Annotated in this window: 25 protein-coding genes and 1 pseudogene; 18 read left to right on the forward strand and 8 right to left on the reverse strand. The window is 60.9% G+C overall.

Annotation, left to right across the window (positions count from 1 at the left end; all coding sequences use genetic code 11):
- The first annotated feature begins 524 nt into the window (after positions 1 to 524).
- On the forward strand, positions 525 to 1,427 hold the full coding sequence (locus LIX15_RS14860) for a PhzF family phenazine biosynthesis protein (RefSeq protein ID WP_227773942.1): 903 nt from the start codon (positions 525 to 527) through the stop codon (positions 1,425 to 1,427).
- A gap of 59 nt (positions 1,428 to 1,486) precedes the next feature.
- A pseudogene (locus LIX15_RS14865) lies at positions 1,487 to 1,630 on the forward strand (RNA-guided endonuclease TnpB family protein); the annotation flags it as partial.
- On the opposite strand, the gene LIX15_RS14870 reads toward LIX15_RS14865, so the two are convergent.
- Positions 1,613 to 1,753, reverse strand: a complete 141-nt coding sequence (locus tag LIX15_RS14870; protein WP_227773943.1) for a hypothetical protein — start codon at positions 1,751 to 1,753, stop codon at positions 1,613 to 1,615. The pseudogene LIX15_RS14865 and the gene LIX15_RS14870 sit on opposite strands and share 18 nt — an antisense overlap.
- 88 nt (positions 1,754 to 1,841) lie before the next feature.
- Between LIX15_RS14870 and ppsA the strand changes: the two genes are divergently transcribed.
- The 3 genes from ppsA (at position 1,842) to mfnA (ending at position 6,474) form a co-directional block, all read left to right on the forward strand.
- The gene (ppsA, locus tag LIX15_RS14875; RefSeq protein ID WP_227773944.1) at positions 1,842 to 4,142 is read left to right on the forward strand and encodes a pyruvate, water dikinase; all 2,301 of its coding nucleotides are present in this window, start codon (positions 1,842 to 1,844) and stop codon (positions 4,140 to 4,142) included.
- An 89-nt stretch (positions 4,143 to 4,231) separates the two neighbouring features.
- Complete coding sequence (locus LIX15_RS14880) at positions 4,232 to 5,383, forward strand: hypothetical protein (RefSeq protein ID WP_227773945.1); 1,152 nt, start codon at positions 4,232 to 4,234, stop codon at positions 5,381 to 5,383.
- 38 nt (positions 5,384 to 5,421) lie between these two features.
- Complete coding sequence (gene mfnA, locus LIX15_RS14885; protein ID WP_227773946.1) at positions 5,422 to 6,474, forward strand: tyrosine decarboxylase MfnA; 1,053 nt, start codon at positions 5,422 to 5,424, stop codon at positions 6,472 to 6,474.
- A 26-nt stretch (positions 6,475 to 6,500) separates the two neighbouring features.
- Here mfnA and LIX15_RS14890 read toward each other — a convergent pair whose 3' ends face one another.
- The gene (locus LIX15_RS14890; protein ID WP_227773947.1) at positions 6,501 to 7,043 is read right to left on the reverse strand and encodes an HVO_2922 family protein; all 543 of its coding nucleotides are present in this window, start codon (positions 7,041 to 7,043) and stop codon (positions 6,501 to 6,503) included.
- A gap of 163 nt (positions 7,044 to 7,206) precedes the next feature.
- Between LIX15_RS14890 and LIX15_RS14895 the strand changes: the two genes are divergently transcribed.
- From LIX15_RS14895 to metG, 3 genes are all read left to right on the forward strand, one after another.
- Positions 7,207 to 7,731 (forward strand): YqaA family protein, encoded by a 525-nt coding sequence (locus LIX15_RS14895; protein ID WP_227776899.1) that lies wholly within the window; start codon positions 7,207 to 7,209, stop codon positions 7,729 to 7,731.
- Between the two features lie 25 nt (positions 7,732 to 7,756).
- Positions 7,757 to 7,888 carry a hypothetical protein gene (locus LIX15_RS32840; protein WP_265338378.1) on the forward strand — a complete coding sequence of 44 codons (132 nt, stop codon included), beginning with the start codon at positions 7,757 to 7,759 and terminating at the stop codon, positions 7,886 to 7,888.
- Positions 7,889 to 8,256: 368 nt separating this feature from the next.
- The gene (gene metG / locus LIX15_RS14900; RefSeq protein ID WP_227773948.1) at positions 8,257 to 10,335 is read left to right on the forward strand and encodes a methionine--tRNA ligase; all 2,079 of its coding nucleotides are present in this window, start codon (positions 8,257 to 8,259) and stop codon (positions 10,333 to 10,335) included.
- A gap of 18 nt (positions 10,336 to 10,353) precedes the next feature.
- Here metG and LIX15_RS14905 read toward each other — a convergent pair whose 3' ends face one another.
- Positions 10,354 to 10,638 carry a GYD domain-containing protein gene (locus LIX15_RS14905; RefSeq protein WP_227773949.1) on the reverse strand — a complete coding sequence of 95 codons (285 nt, stop codon included), beginning with the start codon at positions 10,636 to 10,638 and terminating at the stop codon, positions 10,354 to 10,356.
- Positions 10,639 to 10,752: 114 nt separating this feature from the next.
- On the opposite strand from LIX15_RS14905, the gene pyk reads away from it, so the two are divergent.
- From pyk to LIX15_RS14930, 5 genes are all read left to right on the forward strand, one after another.
- The gene (gene pyk / locus LIX15_RS14910; RefSeq protein WP_227773950.1) at positions 10,753 to 12,501 is read left to right on the forward strand and encodes a pyruvate kinase; all 1,749 of its coding nucleotides are present in this window, start codon (positions 10,753 to 10,755) and stop codon (positions 12,499 to 12,501) included.
- A 35-nt stretch (positions 12,502 to 12,536) separates the two neighbouring features.
- Entirely contained in the window at positions 12,537 to 12,737 is a 201-nt protein-coding gene (locus LIX15_RS14915; protein WP_227773951.1) for a DUF7312 domain-containing protein, read from the forward strand.
- Positions 12,738 to 12,775: 38 nt separating this feature from the next.
- Positions 12,776 to 13,309, forward strand: coding sequence for an NfeD family protein (locus tag LIX15_RS14920; protein ID WP_227773952.1), 534 nt, complete (start codon positions 12,776 to 12,778; stop codon positions 13,307 to 13,309).
- A 91-nt stretch (positions 13,310 to 13,400) separates the two neighbouring features.
- Positions 13,401 to 14,546, forward strand: a complete 1,146-nt coding sequence (locus tag LIX15_RS14925) for an SPFH domain-containing protein (protein WP_227773953.1) — start codon at positions 13,401 to 13,403, stop codon at positions 14,544 to 14,546.
- Positions 14,547 to 14,637: 91 nt separating this feature from the next.
- On the forward strand, positions 14,638 to 15,252 hold the full coding sequence (locus LIX15_RS14930) for a winged helix-turn-helix transcriptional regulator (RefSeq protein ID WP_227773954.1): 615 nt from the start codon (positions 14,638 to 14,640) through the stop codon (positions 15,250 to 15,252).
- Positions 15,253 to 15,265: 13 nt separating this feature from the next.
- Here the strand turns inward: LIX15_RS14930 and LIX15_RS14935 are convergent, their stop codons facing one another.
- Both LIX15_RS14935 and LIX15_RS14940 read right to left on the reverse strand, forming a co-directional pair.
- Complete coding sequence (locus tag LIX15_RS14935) at positions 15,266 to 15,529, reverse strand: hypothetical protein (protein ID WP_227773955.1); 264 nt, start codon at positions 15,527 to 15,529, stop codon at positions 15,266 to 15,268.
- Positions 15,487 to 15,726, reverse strand: a complete 240-nt coding sequence (locus tag LIX15_RS14940) for a DUF7123 family protein (protein WP_227773956.1) — start codon at positions 15,724 to 15,726, stop codon at positions 15,487 to 15,489. Before LIX15_RS14940 ends, LIX15_RS14935 begins: the two co-directional genes overlap by 43 nt.
- Before the next feature lie 196 nt (positions 15,727 to 15,922).
- On the opposite strand from LIX15_RS14940, the gene LIX15_RS14945 reads away from it, so the two are divergent.
- Complete coding sequence (locus tag LIX15_RS14945; RefSeq protein WP_227773957.1) at positions 15,923 to 17,749, forward strand: flippase-like domain-containing protein; 1,827 nt, start codon at positions 15,923 to 15,925, stop codon at positions 17,747 to 17,749.
- A 25-nt stretch (positions 17,750 to 17,774) separates the two neighbouring features.
- On the opposite strand, the gene yjjX is transcribed toward LIX15_RS14945, so the two are convergent.
- A complete protein-coding gene (gene yjjX / locus LIX15_RS14950) occupies positions 17,775 to 18,314 on the reverse strand; it encodes an inosine/xanthosine triphosphatase (protein WP_227773958.1) in 540 nt (179 codons plus the stop codon).
- A gap of 35 nt (positions 18,315 to 18,349) precedes the next feature.
- Positions 18,350 to 19,099, reverse strand: a complete 750-nt coding sequence (locus LIX15_RS14955) for a cobalamin-binding protein (protein ID WP_227773959.1) — start codon at positions 19,097 to 19,099, stop codon at positions 18,350 to 18,352.
- Positions 19,100 to 19,354: 255 nt separating this feature from the next.
- Here LIX15_RS14955 and LIX15_RS14960 point away from each other — a divergent pair, with 255 nt between their 5' ends.
- The 4 genes from LIX15_RS14960 (at position 19,355) to LIX15_RS14975 (ending at position 22,934) form a co-directional block, all read left to right on the forward strand.
- Positions 19,355 to 20,317, forward strand: a complete 963-nt coding sequence (locus tag LIX15_RS14960; protein ID WP_227773960.1) for a transcription initiation factor IIB — start codon at positions 19,355 to 19,357, stop codon at positions 20,315 to 20,317.
- A 65-nt stretch (positions 20,318 to 20,382) separates the two neighbouring features.
- Positions 20,383 to 21,411: a DNA-methyltransferase gene (locus tag LIX15_RS14965; protein WP_227773961.1), complete on the forward strand. Its 1,029-nt coding sequence runs from the start codon at positions 20,383 to 20,385 to the stop codon at positions 21,409 to 21,411.
- Positions 21,412 to 21,459: 48 nt separating this feature from the next.
- Positions 21,460 to 22,134, forward strand: a complete 675-nt coding sequence (locus LIX15_RS14970; RefSeq protein WP_227773962.1) for a type I 3-dehydroquinate dehydratase — start codon at positions 21,460 to 21,462, stop codon at positions 22,132 to 22,134.
- 386 nt (positions 22,135 to 22,520) lie between these two features.
- Positions 22,521 to 22,934, forward strand: coding sequence for a DUF7575 domain-containing protein (locus tag LIX15_RS14975; protein ID WP_227773963.1), 414 nt, complete (start codon positions 22,521 to 22,523; stop codon positions 22,932 to 22,934).
- A gap of 25 nt (positions 22,935 to 22,959) precedes the next feature.
- Here the strand turns inward: LIX15_RS14975 and LIX15_RS14980 are convergent, their stop codons facing one another.
- On the reverse strand, positions 22,960 to 24,132 hold the full coding sequence (locus tag LIX15_RS14980; protein WP_227773964.1) for a 3-dehydroquinate synthase II: 1,173 nt from the start codon (positions 24,130 to 24,132) through the stop codon (positions 22,960 to 22,962).
- Between the last annotated feature and the right edge of the window lie 49 nt (positions 24,133 to 24,181).

The raw sequence follows: 24,181 nt of genomic DNA on the forward strand, positions 1-24,181 counted from the left end.
GACTTGCTTGGTGAGAGCTGGTTGTTTTCGAGTTAGCTGTTGCCGACTCCACTGAAACCGCACCGCAACCGCGGGCCGCACACCTCCCCAACCGACTGCGCTTCTCACTCCCTGCGGTCGTTGCGATGCTTATCCCTCGCACGACTTCAGCGAGCCTTCTCGGACGATGCGTCCTCGAAGGCTCACCAGCGCGCGCCATGCGGAACGTTTGATTGCCGAAACCTCCGCAAAAATCCAGCGGCGCGTGTGTCGGGAGGCCTGCGGGATACCCGTAGGCCATCTGAATATCACGTGAGGGATGAGCGACCGAGCGTCAGCGAGGAGCGAATCAGTTGGGGGGCATGTGGCTGATTGCGGTGGTGGTCATGTGTTGTCGTGACGTGCTACCGACGAATCTCCACCACTCTCACTTTCGTATTGCTGATTTCGTCTTAGTATTCGCGCGTCACCAGCATCTATCCACGTTCTCAAACCACGAAACAGTAAACCGAGCGTTAAACCCGGCGGAAAACAACGACTCCAATATGCGAACAGTCAGAACCCTCCTCGTGGATGCGTTCACCGACGAACCGCTGACCGGAAACGCGGCGGGCGTCGTCCCCTACGCGGACGACCTAACGGACGACCAAATGCAGGCCGTCGCCCGTGAACTTGCGGTCAGCGAGACGGCCTTCTTCTCGGAAAGCGAGGAGGCGGATCGCAGCGTTCGGTTCTTTACCCCGACGACGGAAATCGACCTCTGTGGCCACGCGACCATCGCCTCGCACGTTCACCTGCTTGAAGACGGAGAAATCTCGCCGGGGATGCACACCCTCGAAACGGCGGTCGGCGTGCTGAACATCGAGGTGACGGAAAATCACACCGTTTGGATGACCCAGAACGACCCGGAAATCGAGACGGTCGAACTGGAGTACGATCGGGTCGGTTCCACCCTCGGTATCGACCCGGCGGCGCTTCGGGACGTTGGCGCGGACGTTCCGATGGCGGTGGCTTCGACCGGACTGCCGTGCCTCGTGATTCCGGTTAACTTCCTCGAACACGTCGGCGGCGCGGAACCGGACATGGCGAAAGTCGAAGCACTGTGCGAGGAGGTCGGCGCGGTCGGAATCTACGCCTTCACCTTCGACGCCATCGACGCCGAATCGACGCTCCACGGGCGGATGTTCGCCCCACTGGCGGGGATTCCAGAAGACCCGGTTACCGGAACCGCCAGCGGCGCCGTCGGTGCCTATCTACGCGAAACGGACGCCTTCGACGAGTTCCCCGAAGAACTGCGACTGGAGCAGGGACATTTCCTCGACCGTCCAGGCTACGTCCGCGTACATGCGACTGAAGATGGCGCGAAAGTCGGCGGTCGAGCGACGACCGCGCTCGATGGGCAGTTGGTCGTTCCCGAACCGGAAGAGGACGGGATTATCGAATGTTGACGGCCAGCGGAAACGAATCCGTCGGCTTTTAGATTCGTTGGCTATCGAATCAGTTCATAATCGCACGTGTAGGAGTGGGACGCTCCGAACCAACGCCTGCGGAGACTGCGTCCCCTGTGGATATGCCTGTATCTGCAAAGCGCGTCGTCGAAACAGGAAGCTCCACCCTCGGGGAGCGAACGGCGTCAGCCGCGAGCGAGTAGGGCAGGGTAGTTCACAGTGTCTTCGGTACGATACGGAACGAGGAGCGTCAGTGCGCGCGCACTGACGAATTCATCAACCGTTAGACAAATAATCGACGGCGTGGCGGCTATTTCTGCTACCATTCTAAAGTATATTCACTTCCGAGTTACTTTTCTTGACAACGCTGGTCGGAACATTCTTTATGTGTCTGCTTGTCTCCACCCATACGCAATGGTTGTACTCTGGCTGGACGAAATCAGCGCAAACGACCTCGAGCTCGTCGGTGGCAAAGGTGCGTCGCTCGGTGAACTCACCGGGGCGGATCTTCCTGTCCCACCGGGATTCGTCGTGACTGCCGGAACCTACCGGGAGTTCATCGAGGAAACCGGCATCGCGGACGAGTTGTTCGAGGTCGTGGACGTTGATACCGAAGATTCTGCGGCACTGGCGGACGCCGAGGCGCGCGCGGAAGAACTCATTCTCGGCACCGAGATTCCTGAGGATATGCGACAGGGAATCCTCGACGCGTACGATGATCTGGACGACGGAAAGGCGTTCGTTGCTGTTCGCTCCTCCGCGACGGCGGAAGACCTTCCCGACGCCTCGTTTGCCGGACAACAGGAGACGTTCCTCAACATCACCCGCGACGACCTCGTCGAACGCGTGAAACAGTGCTGGGCGTCGCTGTTCACTCAGCGAGCGATTTACTACCGACAGGAGAAGGGCTTCGACCACGAAATCGTAGATATCGCCGTGGTCGTTCAGCGGATGGTGGACGCCGAAAAGAGCGGCGTCATGTTTACGAGCCACCCCTCGACCGGTGACAAGAAAATCATCATCGAGGCCGCGTGGGGACTCGGCGAGGCGGTCGTCTCGGGGTCGGTTTCCCCGGACAACTACGTCGTCGACCGCGCCTCGAACGCGACGGAGGACATCACCATCGCCGACAAGAAGATGATGCACACGAAGGACGCGGAGACCGGTGAAACGGTCGAACGGGAGGTTCCCGACGACAAACGGAACGCGCGTGTCCTCTCAGAAGAAGACATCAATCGCCTCGTGGAACTCGGCGAAGAAGTCGAAAATCACTACGAAACCCCGCAGGACGTGGAGTGGGCAACCGTCGGCGACGACGTGTTCATGCTCCAATCGCGGCCGATCACGACGATTAGTGACAGCGGTTCCATCGAAGCGGACACGAACGAGGGCGTCGCCGACGGAAGCGGTGGGGTTCAGACCGAAATGGGTAGCGGTCACGAAGTTATCGTGAACGGCTTGGGCGCGAGCCCCGGCATCGCAAGCGGTCCCGCACGAACCGTGACGAAGCTCGACCAATTGGACAAGGTGGGCGACGGCGATATCATCGTCACGGAGATGACGACCCCCGACATGGTTCCCGCGATGAAACGCGCCGCAGGTATCATCACGGACGAAGGTGGCATGACCAGCCACGCCGCCATCGTCTCGCGCGAACTCGGCGTCCCCGCGGTCGTCGGTTCCAGCAACGCGACGGACACGCTCGAAGACGGCCAAGTCATCACGCTCGACGGCGACAAGGGAACCGTCCGCGAGGGCAAACCCGAAAAGGAACAAGGACAGGAGCGCGAGCCGATCGAGGACGCCCGCCCGAAAACGCCCGTCAAACCGATGACGGCGACGGAGGTTAAAGTGAACGTCTCCATTCCGGAGGCGGCGGAACGCGCCGCCGCGACCGGTGCCGATGGCGTGGGCCTGCTCCGCATGGAGCACATGATTCTCTCGACCAACAAGACGCCCGCGAAGTACATCGAAGACCACGGTGTCGATGCCTACACCGAGGAAATCGTGGAGGGTATCCGCGGCGTCGCCGAGGAGTTCTACCCGCGTCCAGTTCGCGTTCGAACCCTCGACGCGCCGACCGACGAGTTCCGGCAACTGCAAGGTGGCGAGGACGAACCGGACGAACACAACCCGATGCTCGGCTGGCGCGGTATCCGCCGAAGCCTCGACAAACCGGACGTGTTCCAGCACGAACTGGACGCCTTCCGCGAACTGTACGAGATGGGCTACGACAACGTCGAACTCATGCTCCCGCTCGTCAACGACGCGGAGGACGTGCTTCGCGCTCGGCGACTTATCGCCGAAACCGGAATCGACCCCGACAAGCGCACGTGGGGCGTGATGATTGAGACGCCCGCCAGCGCGCTCCAAATCGAAGACATGGCCGAGGCCGGTATCGACTTCGCCAGTTTCGGGACGAACGACCTCACCCAGTACACGCTCGCCGTTGACCGAAACAACGAGAACGTTGCGGGGCGGTTCGATGAACTCCATCCCGCCGTGCTCGAACTCATCGGACAAACCATCGACTGCTGTCGCGACCACGACATCAACACGAGCATCTGCGGACAGGCGGGTTCGAAACCGGAGATGGTTCGCTTCCTCGTCAACCGCGGCGTTTCGTCCATCTCGGCGAACATCGACGCGGTGCGCGACGTACAACACGAAGTGAAGCGCGTCGAGCAGAAGCTGATGCTCGATTCGGTTCGCTAACCAGGCTTTCGACTTTCGTTTTTCTAAGCGCAGGTACCGAACTGGCGGCGTAAATTTATATATTCAGACGGACAAAACATACTGTAGACATGAATCTCCGCCCCGCCTTCGCCCTCCTCACAGCGATGCTCCTCGTCGCAGGTTGTGTCGGCGGCCCCGCTAACGACGCGGGAACGCCGACAGCAGCGACGGAAACCGGGACGCCAACGGCGACACTAACGACCGAAACCACCACACCAACGACGCCGCTGGAGCCTTCCTTGCCAACCGGAATCTCCGACGACGGTTCCGTCAATGCGAGTCGGCTCATCTCGGCCCACGAATCGGCGCTCGAAGAGACCGGCTACGAGTTTGAGTACCGGAGCGTCACCGAAGCTGGCGGCGAGGCGAATACGACCACCCACTGGGGAACCGTCGCCGAGGGCCGAACCTCGTTCGTGAAACACGCCGAGTACACGACCGATTCGTCATCAGAACAATACGGAATGCACCTGTGGGCGAACGGTTCCGTTTTGCTCACGAAACAGGTTGTAGACGGGCAAACGAACTACAACGAGCGAGCGCAAGACGACCATCTCCGCCAACAACTCGCGTCCGTCGCAACCATGACGGAGACGCTCGACGACCTCTTGGCTTCCGGCGAGTTCGAAGTGACGAAAACCGACCGCTCCAGCGGGCAGTCGTTCGTCACGCTCAGTGCGACCGAACCCACCGACGATTCGCAGTTCGAGAACGCGACCGAGTTCGATGCGACGCTCGTCGTGGACTCGTCCGGGCGCGTTCACGAGTTCCATCGGACGGTGACGACCGACCGAGTGCGTCTCGAACAGAACTTCGAACTCTCGTTCGTTGACACCACGTCAGTCGAACGCCCCCAGTGGGCCGATGACGCGCGTGCTGTCCTGACGGCGAACGTCGAAGTGAGTACGTCGAAGAACGCCATCGAACTCGAACACGAGAGCGGCGATACACTCGCCGCCGATTCGACGGTACGAATCGAACACGGCGGCGAGACGCACGTTCTCGAATTCGGGGGCACGTTCAAATCGGGCGAGCGCGTCTTCATCTACTATCCCGCCGACGGTGATGCCCCCGTCCTCGTCGCCGACGAACCAACAGACGTGAACGCCGAACGCATCGAGGGCGAGTACTCGCTGACCGTTCTCGGCCCGAACGGGAACACCGTCACTGCGATGGGGTTCGGCGTCGGTTACAGCGACGAGAGTTCGCATTCGTCGTAGAACGGAACGAATAAACCCGACGCGCCGAATTTTCGGGTATGCAGGTGGCCGCGCCCCAATCATTTCGCCGGGTGCTTTCTTCGATGTGTACCGAACCCCATCCGGCGGCCCGCGACGCCGCGGAACGATTTTTGGCGGCGAATCCGGGCGACCCGACGACGTATCCGACTATTTCCGCGCTGGAAGACGAGGCGGTGGAGGCGCTGGGCGAGATGACCGGACTCGAAAATCCGCACGGATACATCGCCAGCGGCGGCACCGAGGCCAACATTCAGGCGGTTCGGGCGGCGCGGAATCTCGCGGAGGTAGAGGCGCCGAACGTCGTCGCACCGATAAGCGCGCATTTCAGTTTTCAGAAAGCGGCGGACGTGCTCGGCGTCGAACTGCGCCTCGCCGAGGTCGATTCGAATCGGCGAGCAGACCCGGACGCGGTTAACGAACTGATCGATGACGACACGGTGCTGGTCGTCGGCATCGCTGGAACGACCGAATACGGCCGAGTTGACCCGATTCCGACGTTGTCGGAAATCGCGCACGACGCCGGGGCATTGCTCCACGTGGACGCGGCGTGGGGCGGATTCGTGCTTCCGTTCACCGATTACGAGTGGAACTTCGACCACGCCGCGGTGGATACGATGGGTATCGACCCGCACAAAATGGGGCAGGCGGCGGTTCCAGCGGGCGGGTTTTTAGCCCGCGAAAAGCGCGTACTCGATGCGCTGGCCGTCGAAACGCCGTATCTCGAATCGACTTCGCAGGCGACGCTGACGGGAACCCGGAGCGGTGCGGGTGTTGCGAGCGCGTGGGCCGCGATGGACGAACTCTGGCCCGCGGGCTACCGCGAGCAGTACGAACGCTCGCAAGCAAACGCGGAGTGGATCGCCGACGCCTTCGAATCCTGTGGCTACGACGTGGTTGACCCGGTTCTCCCGTTGGTCGCGGCGGACGTTCCGCGGAAAACGGTGGAATCACTCCAATCCCGTGGCTGGCGCGTGTCACCGACCGGGTCGGGAGAACTCAGAATCGTCTGCATGCCGCACGTCACTCGGTCGATGTTGGAGTCGTTCGCCGCCGACCTCGAATCGCTCTAGTCGCTGTTCCTCTCGAATCGCTGCAACTACCCTTCTTCCACGGGTGCGCCGAGCGCGTTTCGTTTGACGCTCTCGATTCCCTTTTTCGCGGCCTGCTTCGAGGAGTATCCCTCGCCGCTGTCGGCGATGATGTTTCCGTTCCGGTGGACGAGTCGCCAGCGCCACTCGTCCGCGTGGTCTCGGTACAGTTCGAACGAGGCTTGCGTCGGCGGGCGAAGTGCCTCCACGACGGAGCCGTCTTCCTGCGTGGCCGAGATAGGCCACGATTCCGATTCCGCGGGTCGGGCCGGTGTTTTCGCTCGCTCGGTGAGACGACGCGCGACCTTCGAGAGGGTCGCTCCGTAGCGTTCGAGAAGTTCGACCGAAACGTCCTGTTCCAGGAGCGGTTCGCCGTCCCGCGTGATGGTAAACCGTTGTCCGCGGCGTTCTATGGTACCGTCCGATTCCTCCCAATCCCCGTCGCGTCGGTACTCCACGGTGAGCGTACCCTCGGAGTAGTCTGCGGTGTACTCTACCCGAACTCGGAGGTTCGGATGGAGGCCGACGCGATACTCTTTGTCCGATTGCACAGTTCCTTTTTTCGTGCCGACTCCGTATGAGTCTGTTCGCCAATGGTAACGTGCGTGGACAGATTCACCGATGTTAAAGTTTACATCGGTCGGTTACCGAGTGTGTCGTGTGTTAGGGAGTACCGCTTTGCTCACCGACCTATTGTCCAGTGGCAACATACTCATGTCGTTCGGTTGGTTGGAAAGTGCCGTCGAACACGCGACTGGGTGGGTTGGACTCATCGTTATTGCCATCTACTCGTTTCTCATCTCGTTTATCCTTCCGCTTCCGAGCGAAGTCGTCCTCCTCGCCCCCCTCGACCTCGGATTAGGGGACGCTGGCCGTCTTACTCTCATCATACTCGTCAGCGGCCTCGGTAAAGCCGCGGGAAGCATTTTCGCCTTCCACATCGGACAGGAGGCAAAGCAGTCCGGCCCGGTCATTAAGGCCCTCCGTCGGTCGAGAATCGACATCGTGGAGTGGTCGGAACGAAAGACCGTCGAACTCGCCCGAAAATGGGGGTACCTCGGATTGGCGATGGCCCTCTGTGTTCCCTTTTTCCCCGATACGATTTCGATTTACGCCTTCTCGATCCTGGAGGAGGATTACACGAAGTTCGCTGCCGCGTCGTTCGTCGGGAGCGTCGGACGACTGTTGGTGACCCTCGGACTAGGCGCTGGCGTCATCGCGTTGAATATTCCCTTCTGACGATGCCGATTGTGGAATGGCGTCGGTGCCGCTGGTAGGCGAAAGCTCGACGCACGCTCCACTCGCAGACGCTTCGCGTCTGCTCGATTCGCTCGTTCGCGGCCATCCCGGGAGCGGACAGGCCGTCGGCCTGTCCGCCCGCGGCGACGCTCGTTAGCCGTGTTTCATCGGACGCGTCTCTCGTCGCTACTCGCCCAAAAGGAAAAAACAATACGTCTGATTCCACGTTCGCAAACCCCTACACGTCTCTCATACACGATTTAGCCGTAGGTTTATATACTGTCAGGAACCAACGAGTAGCCATGCAACGGACGGCCCGCGCCGACGCCCTGTCTATGCGAACCCAGCGATAGCGTCGGGTGAATCCTTCTGGCCCGGATGCGGTCGGTTTTTCGGGGGTGAAACCCGGCAGTTCGAGTAGCGTTCCGGAGCCGCTGCGTCGTTCCGCGAACCGACCACCCGAAAAAGTCATGACGAGACACCGAAACCGGCGGGTTTTACACCCGCAGAGAAGGAGATGAGAGTATGAGCCACGACGACTATCCGACGGACAATCCCGCGGTGGTGACCTGCGGGCTTCCCTACGCGAACGGGGATCTCCACATCGGCCACCTGCGAACCTACGTCAGCGGTGACGTACTGTCGCGCGCGTTGAAGCAACTCGGCCAGCAGACGGCCTTCGTTTCCGGGTCGGATATGCACGGAACTCCCGTCGCCGTCAACGCCGAGAAGGAGGGCGTCTCGCCCCGCGAATTCGCGCTTCGCCACCACGAACAGTACGAAGCGACATTCCCGAAGTTCAACATCGAGTTCGACAACTACGGTCACACCGACGACGAGACGAACACCGAACTCACCCGCGAAATCGTCCGGAAACTGGACGAAGAGGGGTACATCTACGAGAAGGAAATCAAGGTCGCGTGGGACCCCGTCGAGGACGACCCGCTCCCCGACCGCTACGTCGAGGGAACCTGCCCTTACTGCGGCGAACACGCCCGCGGTGACGAGTGTGACGAGGGATGTGGTCGGCACCTCGAACCCGGCGAAATCGAAGATCCGACGAGCACCCTGACGGGCAACCCAGCGGAGTACCGCGAGCGGGAGCACAAGTTCTTCCGCGTCTCCGACCTACAGGAGTACTTGCAGGGGTTCATCGACCGCCTCGAAGGGACGAGCAACGCGCAAAATCAGCCCCGCGAGTGGATAGAGGGCGAACTCCAAGACTGGTGTATCTCCCGCGATATGGACTGGGGAATCGACTATCCTGGGAACGAAGACGACGAAAACGCCGATGACCTCGTTCTCTACGTTTGGGTGGACGCCCCGATAGAGTACATCGCCAGCACGAAACAGTACACCGAACGTGTGGGTGCGGACACCTACGATTGGGAGGAGGTTTGGAAAGACAGTGGCGAGATTATCCACATCATCGGACGCGACATCATCCAGCACCACACCGTCTTCTGGCCCGCGATGCTCCGCGTCGCCGACTACAACGAACCCCGCGCCGTCATGGCGAGCGGCTTCGTCAACCTGAACGACAAAGGGTTTTCGACCAGTCGCAATCGGGCGGTTTGGGCCGACGACTATCTGGACGAAGGCTTCGACCCCGATCTCCTTCGGTACTACCTCAGCACGACCGGCGGGTTCGAACGCGACGTGAACTTCTCGTGGGAGCAGTTCCAAGAGCGCGTCAACGGCGAACTCGTCGGTACGTTCGGCAATTTCGTTTACCGGAGTCTACTCTTTGCGGCGCGGAATTACGACGGCGCGCCGGACGCCGAAGCCAGCGACGAAGTCCGCCACCGAATCGAGTCGGCCGTTGACGACTTCGCGGAAGCTGTCAACGGCTACTCACTCAAGGATATCGGCGACGCGGCCACCGCGCTCGCCGCGTTCGGCAACGAGTACATCCAGCGCAACGAACCGTGGAAGCTGACCGACGACGACCCCGAGAAGGCAGAACAGGTCATCTACGACTGCGTCCAGTTGTCGAAAGCACTCGCGGTGCTGTACGCACCGCTCCTGCCCGGCAAGGCGGACGCTCTCTGGTCGCAGTTGGGCGAGGACGGCTCGGTTCACGATGCGACGATAGACGACGCCCTCGCCGCTCCCCGCGGCGATTTCGGCGAACCCGACGAACTGTTCGGGAAAATCGAAGACGAGCGGGTCGAGGAACTGAACGAGAAACTGCAAGCCAGCATCGCCGCGGCGACTGACGACGAAGAAAACAGCGAAACTATGACCGACGAAGAGTCCACGACGGAGGACGAATTGACCTCGAACGACCGAATCAGCTTCGACGAGTTCCAAAGTCTCGACCTGCGCGTCGGTCGAATCGAATCCGCGGAGCCAATCGAGGGCGCGGACGCCCTCCTGCGATTGGAAGCCGATATCGGCAGCGAGACGCGCCAAATCGTCGCGGGACTGAAACAGCTTCACGACGTGGACGACCTCGAAGGGAAGAAAATCGTCGTGGTGGCAAACCTCGAAAAGGCCGAACTGTTCGGCGTCGAGAGCGACGGCATGGTGCTCGCGGCGGGCGAAGAAGCAGACCTGCTGACGACGCACGGCGACGCAGAACCCGGCACGAAAATCAAGTAAGTAGCCCAGCGACGGTTTTTACAGATCGTTCACCAGATTTGCGAACTCCTCCATCGGAATGATCTCCATCGTCTGCATGTCGAGTCCGTATCGTTCGATGCAGAGCGACGCCTGGTACGCAGAGTTCCTGTCCTCCGCATCGATGATGAGGAGGAAATCGTACTCCCCGAGGATAGCGTAGGTCTCTTCCAGCGTCGCCGCGTGAGTTTCCAGTTCGTTTCGCACGTCTCCCCAGATGGACGCGAGTTCCTGTACGTTCTGATAGTTCTGCTCGACGTTGACGAGTGACGCGTATTTGGACATATTTTCCCGTTTCGAATGCGATACAAATAGCGATTGTGGCTAGGTACCTTCGTTCACGACTCACGTCCGAGTTGACTGCGGGGTTTTTTGGCGGGCACCCACCAATCGTGGCGTATGAGAAATGCGAAAATCGTCTGTACCCTCGGCCCTGCGTCGGACTCGCAGAGTACGGTCCGAGAGCTGGCAGACGCCGGAATGACGGTCGCTCGGGTCAACGCAAGCCACGGGTCGCGTGACGACCGAGCGGATATCATCGACACGGTTCGTCGGGTCGACGAGGCGACCGAAAATCCCCTCGCGGCGATGGTAGACCTCCAGGGGCCTGAAATCCGAACCGCCGAAGTCGAGGAACCGATTACGCTCGAAACCGGTTCGACGGTTCGGTTCGTAGAAGGAACGAACGCGACGCCGGAGGAAGTCGGCCTGTCGTTCGCCATCACGAACGCCGAACCCGGCGATTCGGTTCTCTTGGACGACGGTCGAATCGATACGACGGTGGAGGAAGTCAAAGACGGTGCCGTCATCGCGCACGTCGAAAGCGGCGGCAAACTCAGCAGTCGAAAAGGTGTTAACGTTCCCGGCGTCGAACTCGATTTGGATGTCGTTACCGAAAAAGACCGGGGCGACCTCCAACTGGCCGCAGAGGCGAACGTCGATTTCGTCGCGGCGAGTTTCGTTCGCGATGCCGACGACGTGTTCGAGGTCAGCAAAGTGCTCGAAGACAACGGCGCGGACATTCCGATTATCGCAAAAATCGAGCGTCGCGGTGCGGTCGAGAATCTGGAGGAAATCGTAGACGCGGCTTACGGCGTGATGGTCGCCCGCGGCGACCTCGGCGTCGAGTGTCCGATGGAGGACGTGCCGATGATTCAAAAACGCATCATCCGAATCTGCCAGCGGGCGGGAGTTCCCGTCATCACCGCCACGGAGATGCTCGATTCGATGGTTCACTCGCGGAGGCCGACGCGCGCGGAGGCTTCCGACGTGGCGAACGCGGTGCTCGACGGGACGGACGCCGTCATGCTTTCCGGCGAGACGGCAATCGGCGACCATCCGGTTCGCGTCGTCGAGACGATGGACAGCATCATCCGCGAAGTCGAGGAGAGCGGCGAGTACGACGAAACGCTCGAACAGCGCGTTCCGACGAGCGACGACACCAGAACCGACGCCATCGCTCGCTCGGCACGGTATCTCGCCCGCGACATCGGCGCGAGTGCCGTGGTCGCCGCCAGCGAATCCGGCTACACCGCGCTGAAGGTGGCAAAGTTCCGCCCGGGCGTTCCCGTCGTGGCGACCACGCCGAACGACCGCGTCCGCCGAAAACTCGCGCTTTCGTGGGGCGTCAACGCCCAGTACACCGACCTCCGCCATAGCGTCGAAACCATCATCGAGGACAGCGTGCAGGCGGCCCTCGACGCCGAAATCGCGGAGAGCGGCGACACCGTGGTCGTCCTTTCCGGCATGATGAGCGAACTCGAAGGCTCCGATACGGCCAACATGCTCAAAGTCCACGTCGCCGCGGAAACCGTCGCAACCGGTCGCGGCGTCGTTCGGGGGCAGGTTGCCGGACCGATTCTACGTAGCTCGACGGGCGACCTCACCGACGTTCCGGAGGGAACGATACTCGTCCTCGAACCGGAGTTCGACGGGGAGTTTACCGGAGATACGTCGAGCCTTGCGGGTATCGTTGATGCCCGTCCGGGAATGACCGGCTATCCGGCGCTGGTCGCGCGCGAACTCGACATTCCAATGGTTAGCGGGGCACCGCTCGGCCCCGAAGTCGAAAGCGGCGACGAAGTGACCATCGACGCGGAACGCGGTGTCGTCTACCACGGCGACGTTCGGTCACACGACCGCCCGTAGCCAGCCTTTTGTTCGCCTATCCCGTATCGTGGTGTATGTCCGACTGGAAGTACGATATTGAGGATGTTGGGGACGACGGGGACGACGGGGGAACCGGTGACGACGACACCTCGCAGATGTATCCCGTGGACGAACCCCTCGAACCAGGTTCCCCCTCGGCGGAAAACATCCTGTTCGTCGTCCTCGGCGCGCTCACGATGTTGTTCGTTTTCCTTCGGCTAACCGGACTGGCGTAACCCACAAACCCTTAATCGTTCGACACCAACCCCCAATCATGGCATCGCCCCTCGATTCGCTCCCGCTTTTGCTCGTCCTCGCGGGTGCTGGGCTCGCGCTCGCGGAGGCACTCATCCCCGGAGCGCATTTCATCGTCCTCGGAGTTGCGCTCCTGCTCGCCGGATTGGCGGCGCTCGCGTTCCCGCCGCTCGCAACGCCGTTCGTATTGGCTTTCCTCGTCCTCGCGTTTGGCGGTCTTTCGCTGTACGCCTACCGCGAACTCGACCTGTACGGTGGTAAGGGAACCGGACGGACGAAAGACTCCGACTCGCTCAAAGGAACGACCGGACGAGTTACCGAGCGCGTCACTCCCTCCGAGGGACAAGTGAAACTGTCCGGCGGCGGATTCAACCCCCACTACGCCGCGCGGTCGATGGACGGCGAAATTCCGGAAGGGACGGAAGTGATGGTCATCGACCCCGGCGGCGGCAACGTCGTCACCGTCGAACCGCTCGGCCACATCGAAGACAGCATCGACCGCGAACTGGCCAGAGAACGCTCGAAACGAGAGAAAGAGACGGAAGACCTCTAAGTCGTTCGGCGTCACCGGATATTTTCTCATTAATTCACAGCGTATAAAGTAGCAAAATACTTAACAGGTAGCTATCCCAACATTCGGACGTATGCTGCCCCTAATACCTCTACAATCCGTCGCCGCTGGCGGACTCATAACGATAGTTGCATTGTTATTTCTGGTTCTCGCCGTGGTTACCGTCTGGTCGGCAGTCGAAATCGTGCAAGCCACCGAGAAGCGCGCACTGACCGTCTTCGGTGAGTATCGGAAACTCCTCGAACCGGGTATCAACTTCGTGCCGCCGTTCGTCAGCAAAACGTACCGCTTCGATATGCGGACACAGACGCTCGACGTGCCGCGACAGGAAGCCATCACGCGCGACAACTCGCCCGTGACCGCGGACGCCGTCGTCTACATCAAAGTGATGAACGCGAAGAAGGCGTTCCTTGAGGTCGAGGATTACAAGCGCGCCGTCTCGAACCTCGCCCAGACGACGCTCCGCGCCGTCCTCGGTGACATGGAACTCGACGACACGCTCAACAAGCGCCAAGAAATCAACGCGAAAATCCGTCGCGAACTGGACGAACCCACGGACGAGTGGGGTATTCGCGTTGAAAGCGTCGAAGTCCGCGAGGTCAACCCATCCAAAGACGTTCAGCAGGCGATGGAACAGCAGACCTCCGCGGAACGTAAACGCCGTGCCATGATTCTCGAAGCGCAGGGTGAACGCCGCAGCGCAATCGAGACGGCGGAGGGTGACAAACAGTCTAACATCATCCGCGCCCAAGGTGAAAAGCAGAGCCAGATTCTCGAAGCGCAAGGTGACGCAGTTTCGACCGTCCTCCGCGCGAAATCGGCCGAATCGATGGGCGAGCGCGCCGTCATCGAGAAGGGTATGGAGACGCTTGAAAGCATCGGACAGGGCGAATCCACGACGTTCGTCCTGCCGCAGGAGCTCTCGTCGCTCGTCGGTCGGTACGGCAAGCACCTGACCGGAAGCGACGTGAAAGCGGACAACCAGCAGTTGAACAGTCTCGATTTCGACGAAGAGACCCGCGAACTGCTCGGACTGGACGACATCGACGAAATTCTCGGCCAAATCGACGAGGAAGCCGAGATGGACGTAGAAGCGATGGAAAAGGAAGCGCAGGCCATCAAGGAAGGCGAAGATAAAGCGAAAATCAAGAGCGCCGACGAAGTCATCGAGGAGATGGACGAGGACGTCGAAGCCGAGATGGAAACCGAAGTCGAATAAGCGCTCACCTCCCGTTTCGTTTTTCGTTTTTCGTTTGGAACAGTCTACCAAGCGAAGCTATTTTACGTCCCCCTCGCTTACTGATGTGTAGATGGTTGAACCCGGTAACGTGGATGAAAATAAGCGTGCAACCCTCCGTAGGTTTGCGGTTTTGGGGGCCGCCACGCCGCTGGCGAAATTCGCAGACGCAGACCGGTCGGGCGAGCGAAGCGAGGCCCGAGATGCGATTGCCGGATACGTCACTACCACGCCGGGTGCTCATTTTTCGAAGATACGCGACGACCTGCAGCTCGGAACCGGCGAGACGCAACACCACCTCCGACAGCTCGTGGAGGTCAGCGTTGTCGAGAGTCACCGGGACGGCGACTACCGACGATTTTTCCCCGCTGGACAGTTCTCCGCATTCGAACAGGTTGCACTGAGCTATCTCCGCCGAGAGACGCCGCGCGGGATGCTCATCGAACTGCTCCGAAATCCGGACGCGACCGGAAGCGACCTTGCGAGCGCGCTCGACGTTTCCCGCCCGACCGTGAGCAAATACGCCGCAGATTTGGACGAGAAAGGGTTGCTTTCCCGCGAAAACGGCTACGACACCCGGCATCCAGAGACGCTCATCACCCTGCTCGTTCGCTACGCCGACTCGTTCGACGCGAACGCAGAGCAGTTCGCGAGCGAGGCGGCCGGTCTGATTTCGTTCGACCCGTGAGTCGTCTCTCGTTTTAGTCTTTCAGTTCATACTCGCCGAATGGTGCAATCAGTGAATTTGAAATATCTGTTTTGATACAACATTCCGATTCGACGCCCGGAGAAACGACTCGTTCCCCACCTTTCGCGTCGAGGGTGAGATACACAAAACGTGATTCTGCGAACAACCGCCGCGAACACAGCGAAACGACTGGAACGACGTACTCGCCGGTCCACTGTAACGAACTGTCCGGATTCAGGCGCTGACTTTCCACGTCGTCGAGGAGGAGTACCCCCATTTCTCGACTTCCACGTCGAAATTGCCGTCGGCGATGGCGGTCATGTTCGTCCCCACCTCTTTCGCGGTCAAACCGAGTTCGCTTCCGATGAGACGCGATTTGAAATACGTCTTCGTCTCGCCGTTCTCTCGGAGGTAGCGAAGGATGCGCTGTTGTTTGTCGGTGAGGCTGGTCGTGCCAGCAGTGGTGGTGCTCATATCTACGTAGAAGTTGGAATCGACCTTAGTGGGTTTGGTACGAGTAGTTAACGCCACGCGGCCTTGTGATTTCGAATGCGTTTTGTATGAATATAACCTCCCCCGCGGGGTGGGTTGGTACGGTTGGTTAACGACTCGTTTCGTGACAACCGTGGCCCAGAAGCTACTTACGCCGAGAGGATGACTTGAGTGAATAATGAGCGGTGGTTCCGTAGAGGTGAGTGTCGTCCTTCCAGCGTACAACGAAGAGGCGACCATAGAGAACACCGTCGAGACGACCCTCGACACGCTTGCATCGTTTTTACCCTCCGACAGCTTCGAGGTCATCGTCGCGGAAGACGGCTGTGACGACCGAACGCCGGAAATCGCAGACAGGATGGCAGAACAGGACAGCCGAGTTCGCCACTTCCACAGCGACGAACGACTGGGGCGCGGGGGCGCGCTGAATCACGCATTCGAAGCCGCACACGGCGAGACGCTGGTCTACTTCGACACGGACTTGGCGACGGATATGTCGCATTTAGAAGAACTGGTCGAAAGCGTTCGTTCCGGCGACTACGCCTTCGCGACCGGATCGCGGTGGATGCCGGAAAACGTGGCCGACCGCCCGGCGAAACGCGACCTCGCGAGCAGAGGATTCAACGGCCTGACACGGCTGTTCCTGCGCTCCGACCTGCGCGACCATCAATGCGGATTCAAGGCGTTCGACAGAACCGCGCTGTTCGACGTGCTGTCGAACGTCGAGGACAAACACTGGTTTTGGGACACCGAGCTTCTCGTGCGCGCCCAGCGCAAAGGCTATCGAATCAAGGAGTTCTCGGTGGACTGGACGCCGAAGGGCGACACGAAAGTCGACCTCGTCCGTGACGTGTTCGGCATGGGAAGCCAAATCGGGCGCTGTTGGTGGGAGTTCTCCGTCGAACCGCGAATCACTCGCCGCGTGTCGATGGCCGTGGGCGTCCTGATGACCGTCGTCGCGGTCCTTCTGATGGGCAAGTACCTCCCGATGGAGAGCGTCTTGACTCAGATGAGTAAGGCGAATCCCGTCCTCGTCGGGATTGCGGCGCTCGTCTACATCGTCTCGTGGCCACTGCGCGGTGTCCGGTATAAAGACATTCTCGAAGAACTCGGATTCACGGAGACGACGCAGTTCCTCACCGGGGCGATATTCATCAGCCAAACCGGAAACCTCGTGTTTCCCGCCCGCGCCGGTGACGCCGTGCGTGCCTACGTCGTGAAGGCACGCCGCGGAATTCCGTACCCCTCGGGATTCGCGTCGCTGGCCATCGAGCGCGTCTTCGACCTGCTCACGATTACCGTGCTGGCCGGGACGGTTCTGCTCGGTCTGACCGTCACCGGACAGGCCGCGGACATCGTTCAAGCGATTACGGGAGCGGAACAGCGAGAGGCCGCTCGGACGGCGGTGTTCGTCGCGGCGGGCGTCGGCGGAGCCGCAATCGCTGCGGTCGGCGTCATCGTCGCCAGCGCGCGCTCCGACCGGAACTTCGTCCGCGAAGTCGTCACGAAAGTTAGCTCCGACTCCTACGCCGACTACGTTGCCAGCCTCATCGAACGGTTCACCGGCGACGTACAGACTGTCGCGAGTGACAAGGAGGCGTTCGTCCGCGTCGGCGCGAGCAGTCTGGCCATCTGGTCGCTCGACGTGCTGACGGCCATCCTCGTGCTGATCGCCTTCCCCGGCGTCTCGCTCGACCCCGTGACGCTGGTCGCGGTCGGCTTCTTCGCAGTGAGCGTGGGCAACCTCGCGAAGGTGCTTCCGCTCTCGCCCGGCGGTGTCGGCCTGTACGAAGCGGCGTTCACCGTCTTTGTCGCCGGCCTGACGTCGATTTCGTGGCCGGTAGCACTCGGCGCGGCGATTCTCGACCACGCGGTGAAGAACATCGTCACCCTCATCGGCGGCGTCGCGTCGATGTTCTCGCTCAACGTCTCGCTCACGCAGGCCGTCGAAGAAGGAAGCGAGATGTCGGTCGAATCCGAAACCCCGTCGTCGCTGGACGACTGAACCGGGCTGATCTCGATTTTGACGGTTAGTAAAAACCGGTGACGAACGGGGCAAGTGCCCCCGCAACCGCGTGTTCCAGTGCTTCCTGTCGGTCGATGATTCCCGCCGTGAGCGCGCCTGCCGCACCTTGCTTTTTCGCCACGTCCGACTCGCCGAGCACGTCGTCCATGACCGGACCGAGCTCTTCTCCGTCCCGAATCCGTCGAGCGACGGAATCCGGTAGTTGTAGGCGCGGCCCTGCTCCGCGTCCGACCGTTTCGCCGTCGGTGACGACTGCCCACATGATAAGGAAGAGTCCGTCAGAGCCGGGAACCTCCGCAACGCCGCCTTCCAGACCGACTCCGAGTTCGTATCCGGAATCGTCACTTCGACTACTGTGGACGCGACGAGCACGGTTCTCCGCACCCGCAATCGTTTCCGCCTCGCCGAACGGTTGTTCAGGAACGCCCGGTTCGACGGCTACCGATTCGACGCCGACTTCTTCCGGATCTTTATCGAGGTCGCCGAATACGGCTTCTACCGCCGAGATTTTCGCTGGATTTCGACTGCCAACTCCGACTCGCATATCTTTAATCTGTTGTCCCCCGAATTTGGGCGTTTCTACTCCACTGTTTCGGGATGTAGCGTTGCGGCCATCTTTTCGATCCCCTCGATGAGCTGGGGACTCGGCTGGTTCAACAGCGAATCGTCCAGCACGTGAACCGCGCCGCGCTGTGTCGCTGGAATCGACCAATCGCGGTTCAACACGACTTCCGGATCGCTTCGCTCGCCGTGGCCGCAGACGTGGAGAAACACGTGTTCCGGCTCGGCGCTTTCAATTTGCGAGCGTTCGACCGCGGTCGAACGCTCGCCCGGCGACGAAAAAGGATAACGTCCACCCGCGGCGCGAACCGCGTCTGGAACCCAGTTTCCGGCGGCGGTCGGCGGGTCTGACCACTCCTCGCAGTAGACGACCGGTCGCGGATTTTCCGCGACCAGTCGCCGAACGCGCTCGATTCGACTTCGTGCACGCCACGCGAGGTCGTGGCCCTCGCGTGGTCGTCCGATTGCCTGCCCGAGCGTGGCGAACGATTCGATCACGTCGCCGAGCGTTCGCGGTTCCAGGTGGACGACTCGATAGTCGCGGTCACGAAGCTCGTCGCACACGTCGGTCTGTAGCGCGTCGGCGGTGAGGACGAGGTCGGGGTCGCACGCCTCGACCGCGTCGAAATCCGGGTTCAGCCAACCGCCGATTGCGGGAACATCGACCGTGCAATGGTGCGTGACGCCGACGAGGCGATCCGTTGCGTCGAGTTCCCGGAGCGTTTCCGTCGCACTCGGTGCGAGCGAGACGATGCGGTCTTCTGCCATCGGTTCGATATCGATTCGAACGGGAGTAAACGTTCCCTTACCCGATGGAAATGAGAGCTTAAATATTTCGCTCGTCCGACGCCGGACGGCTATTTCACGGCGTGTGTGACTGTTTCACGAACGAACGACGGGTCAAAAACGAATCCTTTAAGTATGTTTCGTCCTAACGACGAGTTAAGAGTAGCGGCGTCCGGGTTTTCCAGGCTATTCCCTGCCCGGTAGCCGACGCTCCCTCCCCCCGGAGGGATGTTTCACATGCCAAAAACGTCAATCCGAACGAGAACCGGCGAAACCGAAGTGGAAGAGCAACGAAACGAAGGCCAGAGCTGCCCCGAATGCGGCGGTAAACTCGTCGCCGACTCGGGCCACGGCGAAACTCTCTGTGAGGACTGCGGACTGGTCGTGGACGAGGACAACGTCGACCGCGGGCCGGAATGGCGCGCGTTCGACGCCAAAGAGAAAAACGAAAAGTCCCGCGTCGGCGCGCCGACGACGAACACGATGCACGACAAGGGACTCTCGACCAACATCGACTGGCGAAACAAGGACGCCTACGGCAACTCGCTCGGGTCGCGCCAGCGCGAGAAGATGCAACGCCTTCGCAAGTGGAACGAGCGATTCCGCACGCGCGACAGTAAGGAACGAAATCTCAAACAGGCGCTCGGCGAAATTGACCGCATGGCCAGCGCCCTCGGCCTGCCGAACAACGTCCGCGAGATGGCCAGCGTCATCTACCGACGGGCGCTGAACGAAGACCTCCTGCCGGGTCGCTCCATCGAGGGCGTCTCGACGGCCTGCGTCTACGCCGCGGCGCGACAGGCCGGCGTCCCGCGCAGCCTGGACGAAATCACGGACGTGAGTCGAGTCGAGAAAAGCGAAGTGGCGCGCACCTACCGCTACGTCGTCCGCGAACTCAAATTGGAAGTCCGTCCCGCCGACCCCGAAAGCTACGTTCCACGATTCGCGTCCGGCCTCAACCTTTCGGACGAAGCGGAACACCGCGCTCGCGAACTCCTGAAGAACGCGAAAGAACAGGGCGTCCACAGCGGGAAATCGCCTGTCGGACTCGCCGCCGCGGCGGTGTACGCCGCCGCCCTTCTCACTAACGAGAAGACGACGCAGGCGGAAGTGAGCGAAGTCGCCGACATCAGCGAAGTCACTATTCGCAACCGCTATCACGAACTACTGGAAGCCGAAGAAGGAACCGTCGCACTGTAATTTCTCTCCGATCGGTTTGAAAAGATGTTTTTGCGGTGCGCCGATAGGTTCACACAGCAACTGCAATGGAAACCGAACACGAGATTCACGTCGGGGACGCGAGCGACTGTTCGCTCCCCGACGATTCGATAGACCTCGTCGTCACCTCGCCGCCGTACCCGATGATAGAGATGTGGGACGACCTGTTCTCCGGGCTGAATTCGGATATCAGCGCTGCGCTGGAACGCGAGGACGGGGACACCGCCTTCGAGTTGATGCACGACGAACTCGACGGAGTGTGGTCGGAACTCGCCCGCGTGCTGAAACCGGGCGGCATTGCAGTGATAAACGTCGGCGATGCGACCCGAAAAGTAGACGGAACGTTTCAACTGTTTCCGAATCACTCGCAGATTCTCCAGCAACTGCGAAATCAGGGACTTCGTCCCCTGCCGGACATCCTCTGGCGAAAGCCCTCGAATCGCCTGACGAAGTTCATGGGGTCGGGGATGCTCCCGCCGAACGCCTACACCGCCCTCGAACACGAATACCTGCTCGTCTTCCGAAACGGGGATTCGCGGCGGTTCGAACCCGGCGCCGACCGACGGTACGAGGCGGCGTATTTCTGGGAGGAACGAAACGACTGGTTTTCCGACCTCTGGACAGCGGTTCGCGGCGAAATGCAGGAACTCGACCACGGCGACCTGCGCGAACGCTCCGCGGCGTTTCCGTTCGAACTCCCCTACCGTCTCATCTCGATGTTTTCCGTCTACGGCGACACCGTCCTCGATCCGTTCTGGGGAACCGGAACGACATCGCTCGCGGCGATGGTCGCGGGCAGAAATTCGGTCGGCTACGAACTCGAATCCGACTTTACGGGCGTGTTCGAGGAGCGCGTCGAACAGGTCGATGACCTCTCGCGCGATGTCATCCGACGGCGACTCGACGACCACCGCGAGTTCGTCGCCGAACACGAGGGGACGCTCGCTTACGACTCCGCCCACTACGAGTTCCCGGTCAAAACGGCCCAGGAACGGGAATTACAGTTTTACGAAGTGACCGACGTGACCCGCGATGGAAATCGATTTTTCGCCACACACGAACCATATTCGGAGTAGTCGTTTCGTTCTGAGTAGCCTTTTGTCCCGCCGGAACGACATCCCGGTATGGCCTTCGACTCGTTCACGCTCGCGGCAAGCACGGCGGTTCTCGCGGACGAACCTCACGCCCGTGACCACGCCGACATGGTGGAGTTTCGCATGGATTTAGCGAGCGACCCGCTCGCCCAATTGGCCGACTACGACGGTGAACTCCCGATTCTCGCCACGAACCGTGTTGCGTGGGAGGGCGGCGAAGCCGACGATGACGACGCGCGATTGGACGCCCTCGAAACCGCCGTGGAGTACGACACTGTCGCCGCAATCGACCTCGAACTGGAGTGTCTACTGTCGGGGGCGGGACGCCGGACTGCGGAACACGCCCGCGAACGCGACGTTGCAGTCGTCGCTTCGATTCACGATTTCGAGGCAACACCCAGCGAAGTCCGAATGCGCGAACTGCTGGAACAGGCCACCGACCGCGCCGACGTGGGGAAACTCGCGGTCACCGCCACCTCGCGCTCGGACGTTCTCGATTTGCTCTCGGTGACGAATCTACTGACCGAGCGCGGCCGAACCGTCGCGACCATGGCGATGGGCGAAATGGGCCGCCATTCTCGAGCGGTCGCCCCGATTTACGGATCGAAAATCGGCTACGGGCCGCTGGATTCGGCGGACGCCACTGCACCGGGACAGTACGATTTAGCGACGCTTTCGCGTCTGGTGCGGGAACTACGGGGATAGGGCCGATTTTCATCCGGATGAATCGGTTCCCGACACCGCCACCAGAAACTGCGGGCGGGCGACTGCGCCGCAGTCGCCCGCCCCACGCTCTTACCGTCGGTTCCGGCAGGACGGATCTCCGTCACGAATCGGCCGGTTGGCTTCGAATTGGGCGGGCAGGCCGGTGACCTGCCCGCCCTGCCGTCTTCGGAGGCAACTGCGACCAATTCCTTGTCCTTCTCCGCTCTGTCTCGTTCTATCGATGCGGCATTCGTAACCGGAGAAGCGTCACAATCGTACGGCCTCCGAAATATTAAATTTCTATTATTTTTGCGTTTTCAAGGACGTCGTCGCCGCAAAAACCGTATTGCAAGGATTTAACACCGCCCGCCAACAACCCACGAAAAATGACACGAAAGCGCCCGTGGCTGGCGGCGGTCTTGGCCCTCGTCTACCCCGGGTTGGGTCACACCTACCTGCGTCAGTGGCTTCGCGCGCTTCTTTGGTTCGGGTTCGCCCTCGTAACCGTTATGGTGTTCATCCCGGAGGAGACGTTTCAAGCGGTCGAAAGCGGCGGTTTCTCCGTGTACTACGAGCAAATACGCTCCCTCCCCTTCGAAACCACGCTTCCGATTCTCGTCGTCCAGTTGTGCAACGTGCTTGATGCCTACTGGTCCGCCCTACGGAGTAACCGCGCTTCGGCGACGGCCGACGGCGAGGGCGGAACGCGCTGCCCGCACTGTCGCCGGAACGTGGACGACGATCTCGACTTCTGTCACTGGTGTACGAACCCAATCGACCGCGAAACGGCGGCACAGTAAAACGAGTTGAAACTCGCCTTCCGGGCTACTGCTCGATGATACTCTCTTCGACGCTCTCGCCGAAGTGGCGCGCACCGCCTTCCAGGTAGAGTTTCATCTCGTCACCGACTTCGAGTTCGGTCACCGCTTTTCTGCCGTCTTGCGTGGCGACTTTGATCGTTTCAGCGTTCTGGAGCAGCGTCTCGACTCGATCGCCGTCCGCGGTTTCGACTTCGACGCGGAACATCGGGCGCTTCTCGATTTTTACCCGTCCGACGACCGCCTCGCGGGTGTTGCCCTCGGTATCCACGAGTTGCACTTCGTCGCCACTCTGGAGTTCTGCGAGGTATTTCGTCCCGCCGTCCGGCACCCGGACGTAGGCGTGGACTGCGCCGGCGTTCACTCGGAAGGGTCGCGAGGCGACGTAGGGCGATTCGGCGGTTTCTGCGTGGACGAAAAAGAGGCCCCGAGACATCGACCCGACGAGCATGCCCTCGTCGTGTTCCATCAACGACCCGGTATCGACGCAGACGCGATCCGCGCTTCCGGTTTGCTCGATTGTCAGCACCTCGCCCCACTCCAACTCCAGCGTTTCGCGTTCCGCGGCGTCCCGAACGTCCACCGTCGCGCGAATTTCGTCCGGACTGTCGCTGTCGAGCAGAACCGCGTCGGCACCGAGTTCCAGCGTCTCGAACGCGGTTCGGGCTTCCTCGGCGCTCGTGACGCCTGCCACCAAATCCGTCTCCTCGCCGATTCGGGCGATGAGGTTTTCGAGCGGGATGATCGTCCAATCCTCGCCGACGACGATGGTGTAATCTGCCTCTTCTGCCGCCGCTTCGGCGAACGATTCGTACTCCTCGCTCAGGATTCTGACGAATGCACCCTCCGCTTCGTCCTCGCGCCGGAGCGTCGAGAGGTCGGCGGAGCCGGAGAAATCGGAGGGAAGGTCGACCGTGCCGTCACCCTCGCCGTCCTTGCCGACGATTCTAGCGTCCGATTCGGGCACTTCCTCGTTCGCTTCCACGTCGAACACGTGAACGTCGCTGTCGGCGCGAAACGCCGCGACGTTGACCTCGCCGAGTTTCCGCACGCGCTCTACGTCGCGTTCGTCAACCAGCACCCAGTCCACACCGGCTTCCAACCCGGCGGTGATTCGTTTGCGACGGTCGTCCCAGTCGCCGACGTCGGAGTCGGCTTTCAGCCACACGGAGCGTGTCATGTTTTCACGGTCGAATCGGGGTGGCTTCAACGTGGCGAATACGGCGACG

This window comes from Haladaptatus pallidirubidus (assembly GCF_020700235.1).
GTDB classification, from domain to species: Archaea; Halobacteriota; Halobacteria; order Halobacteriales; family Haladaptataceae; genus Haladaptatus; species Haladaptatus pallidirubidus.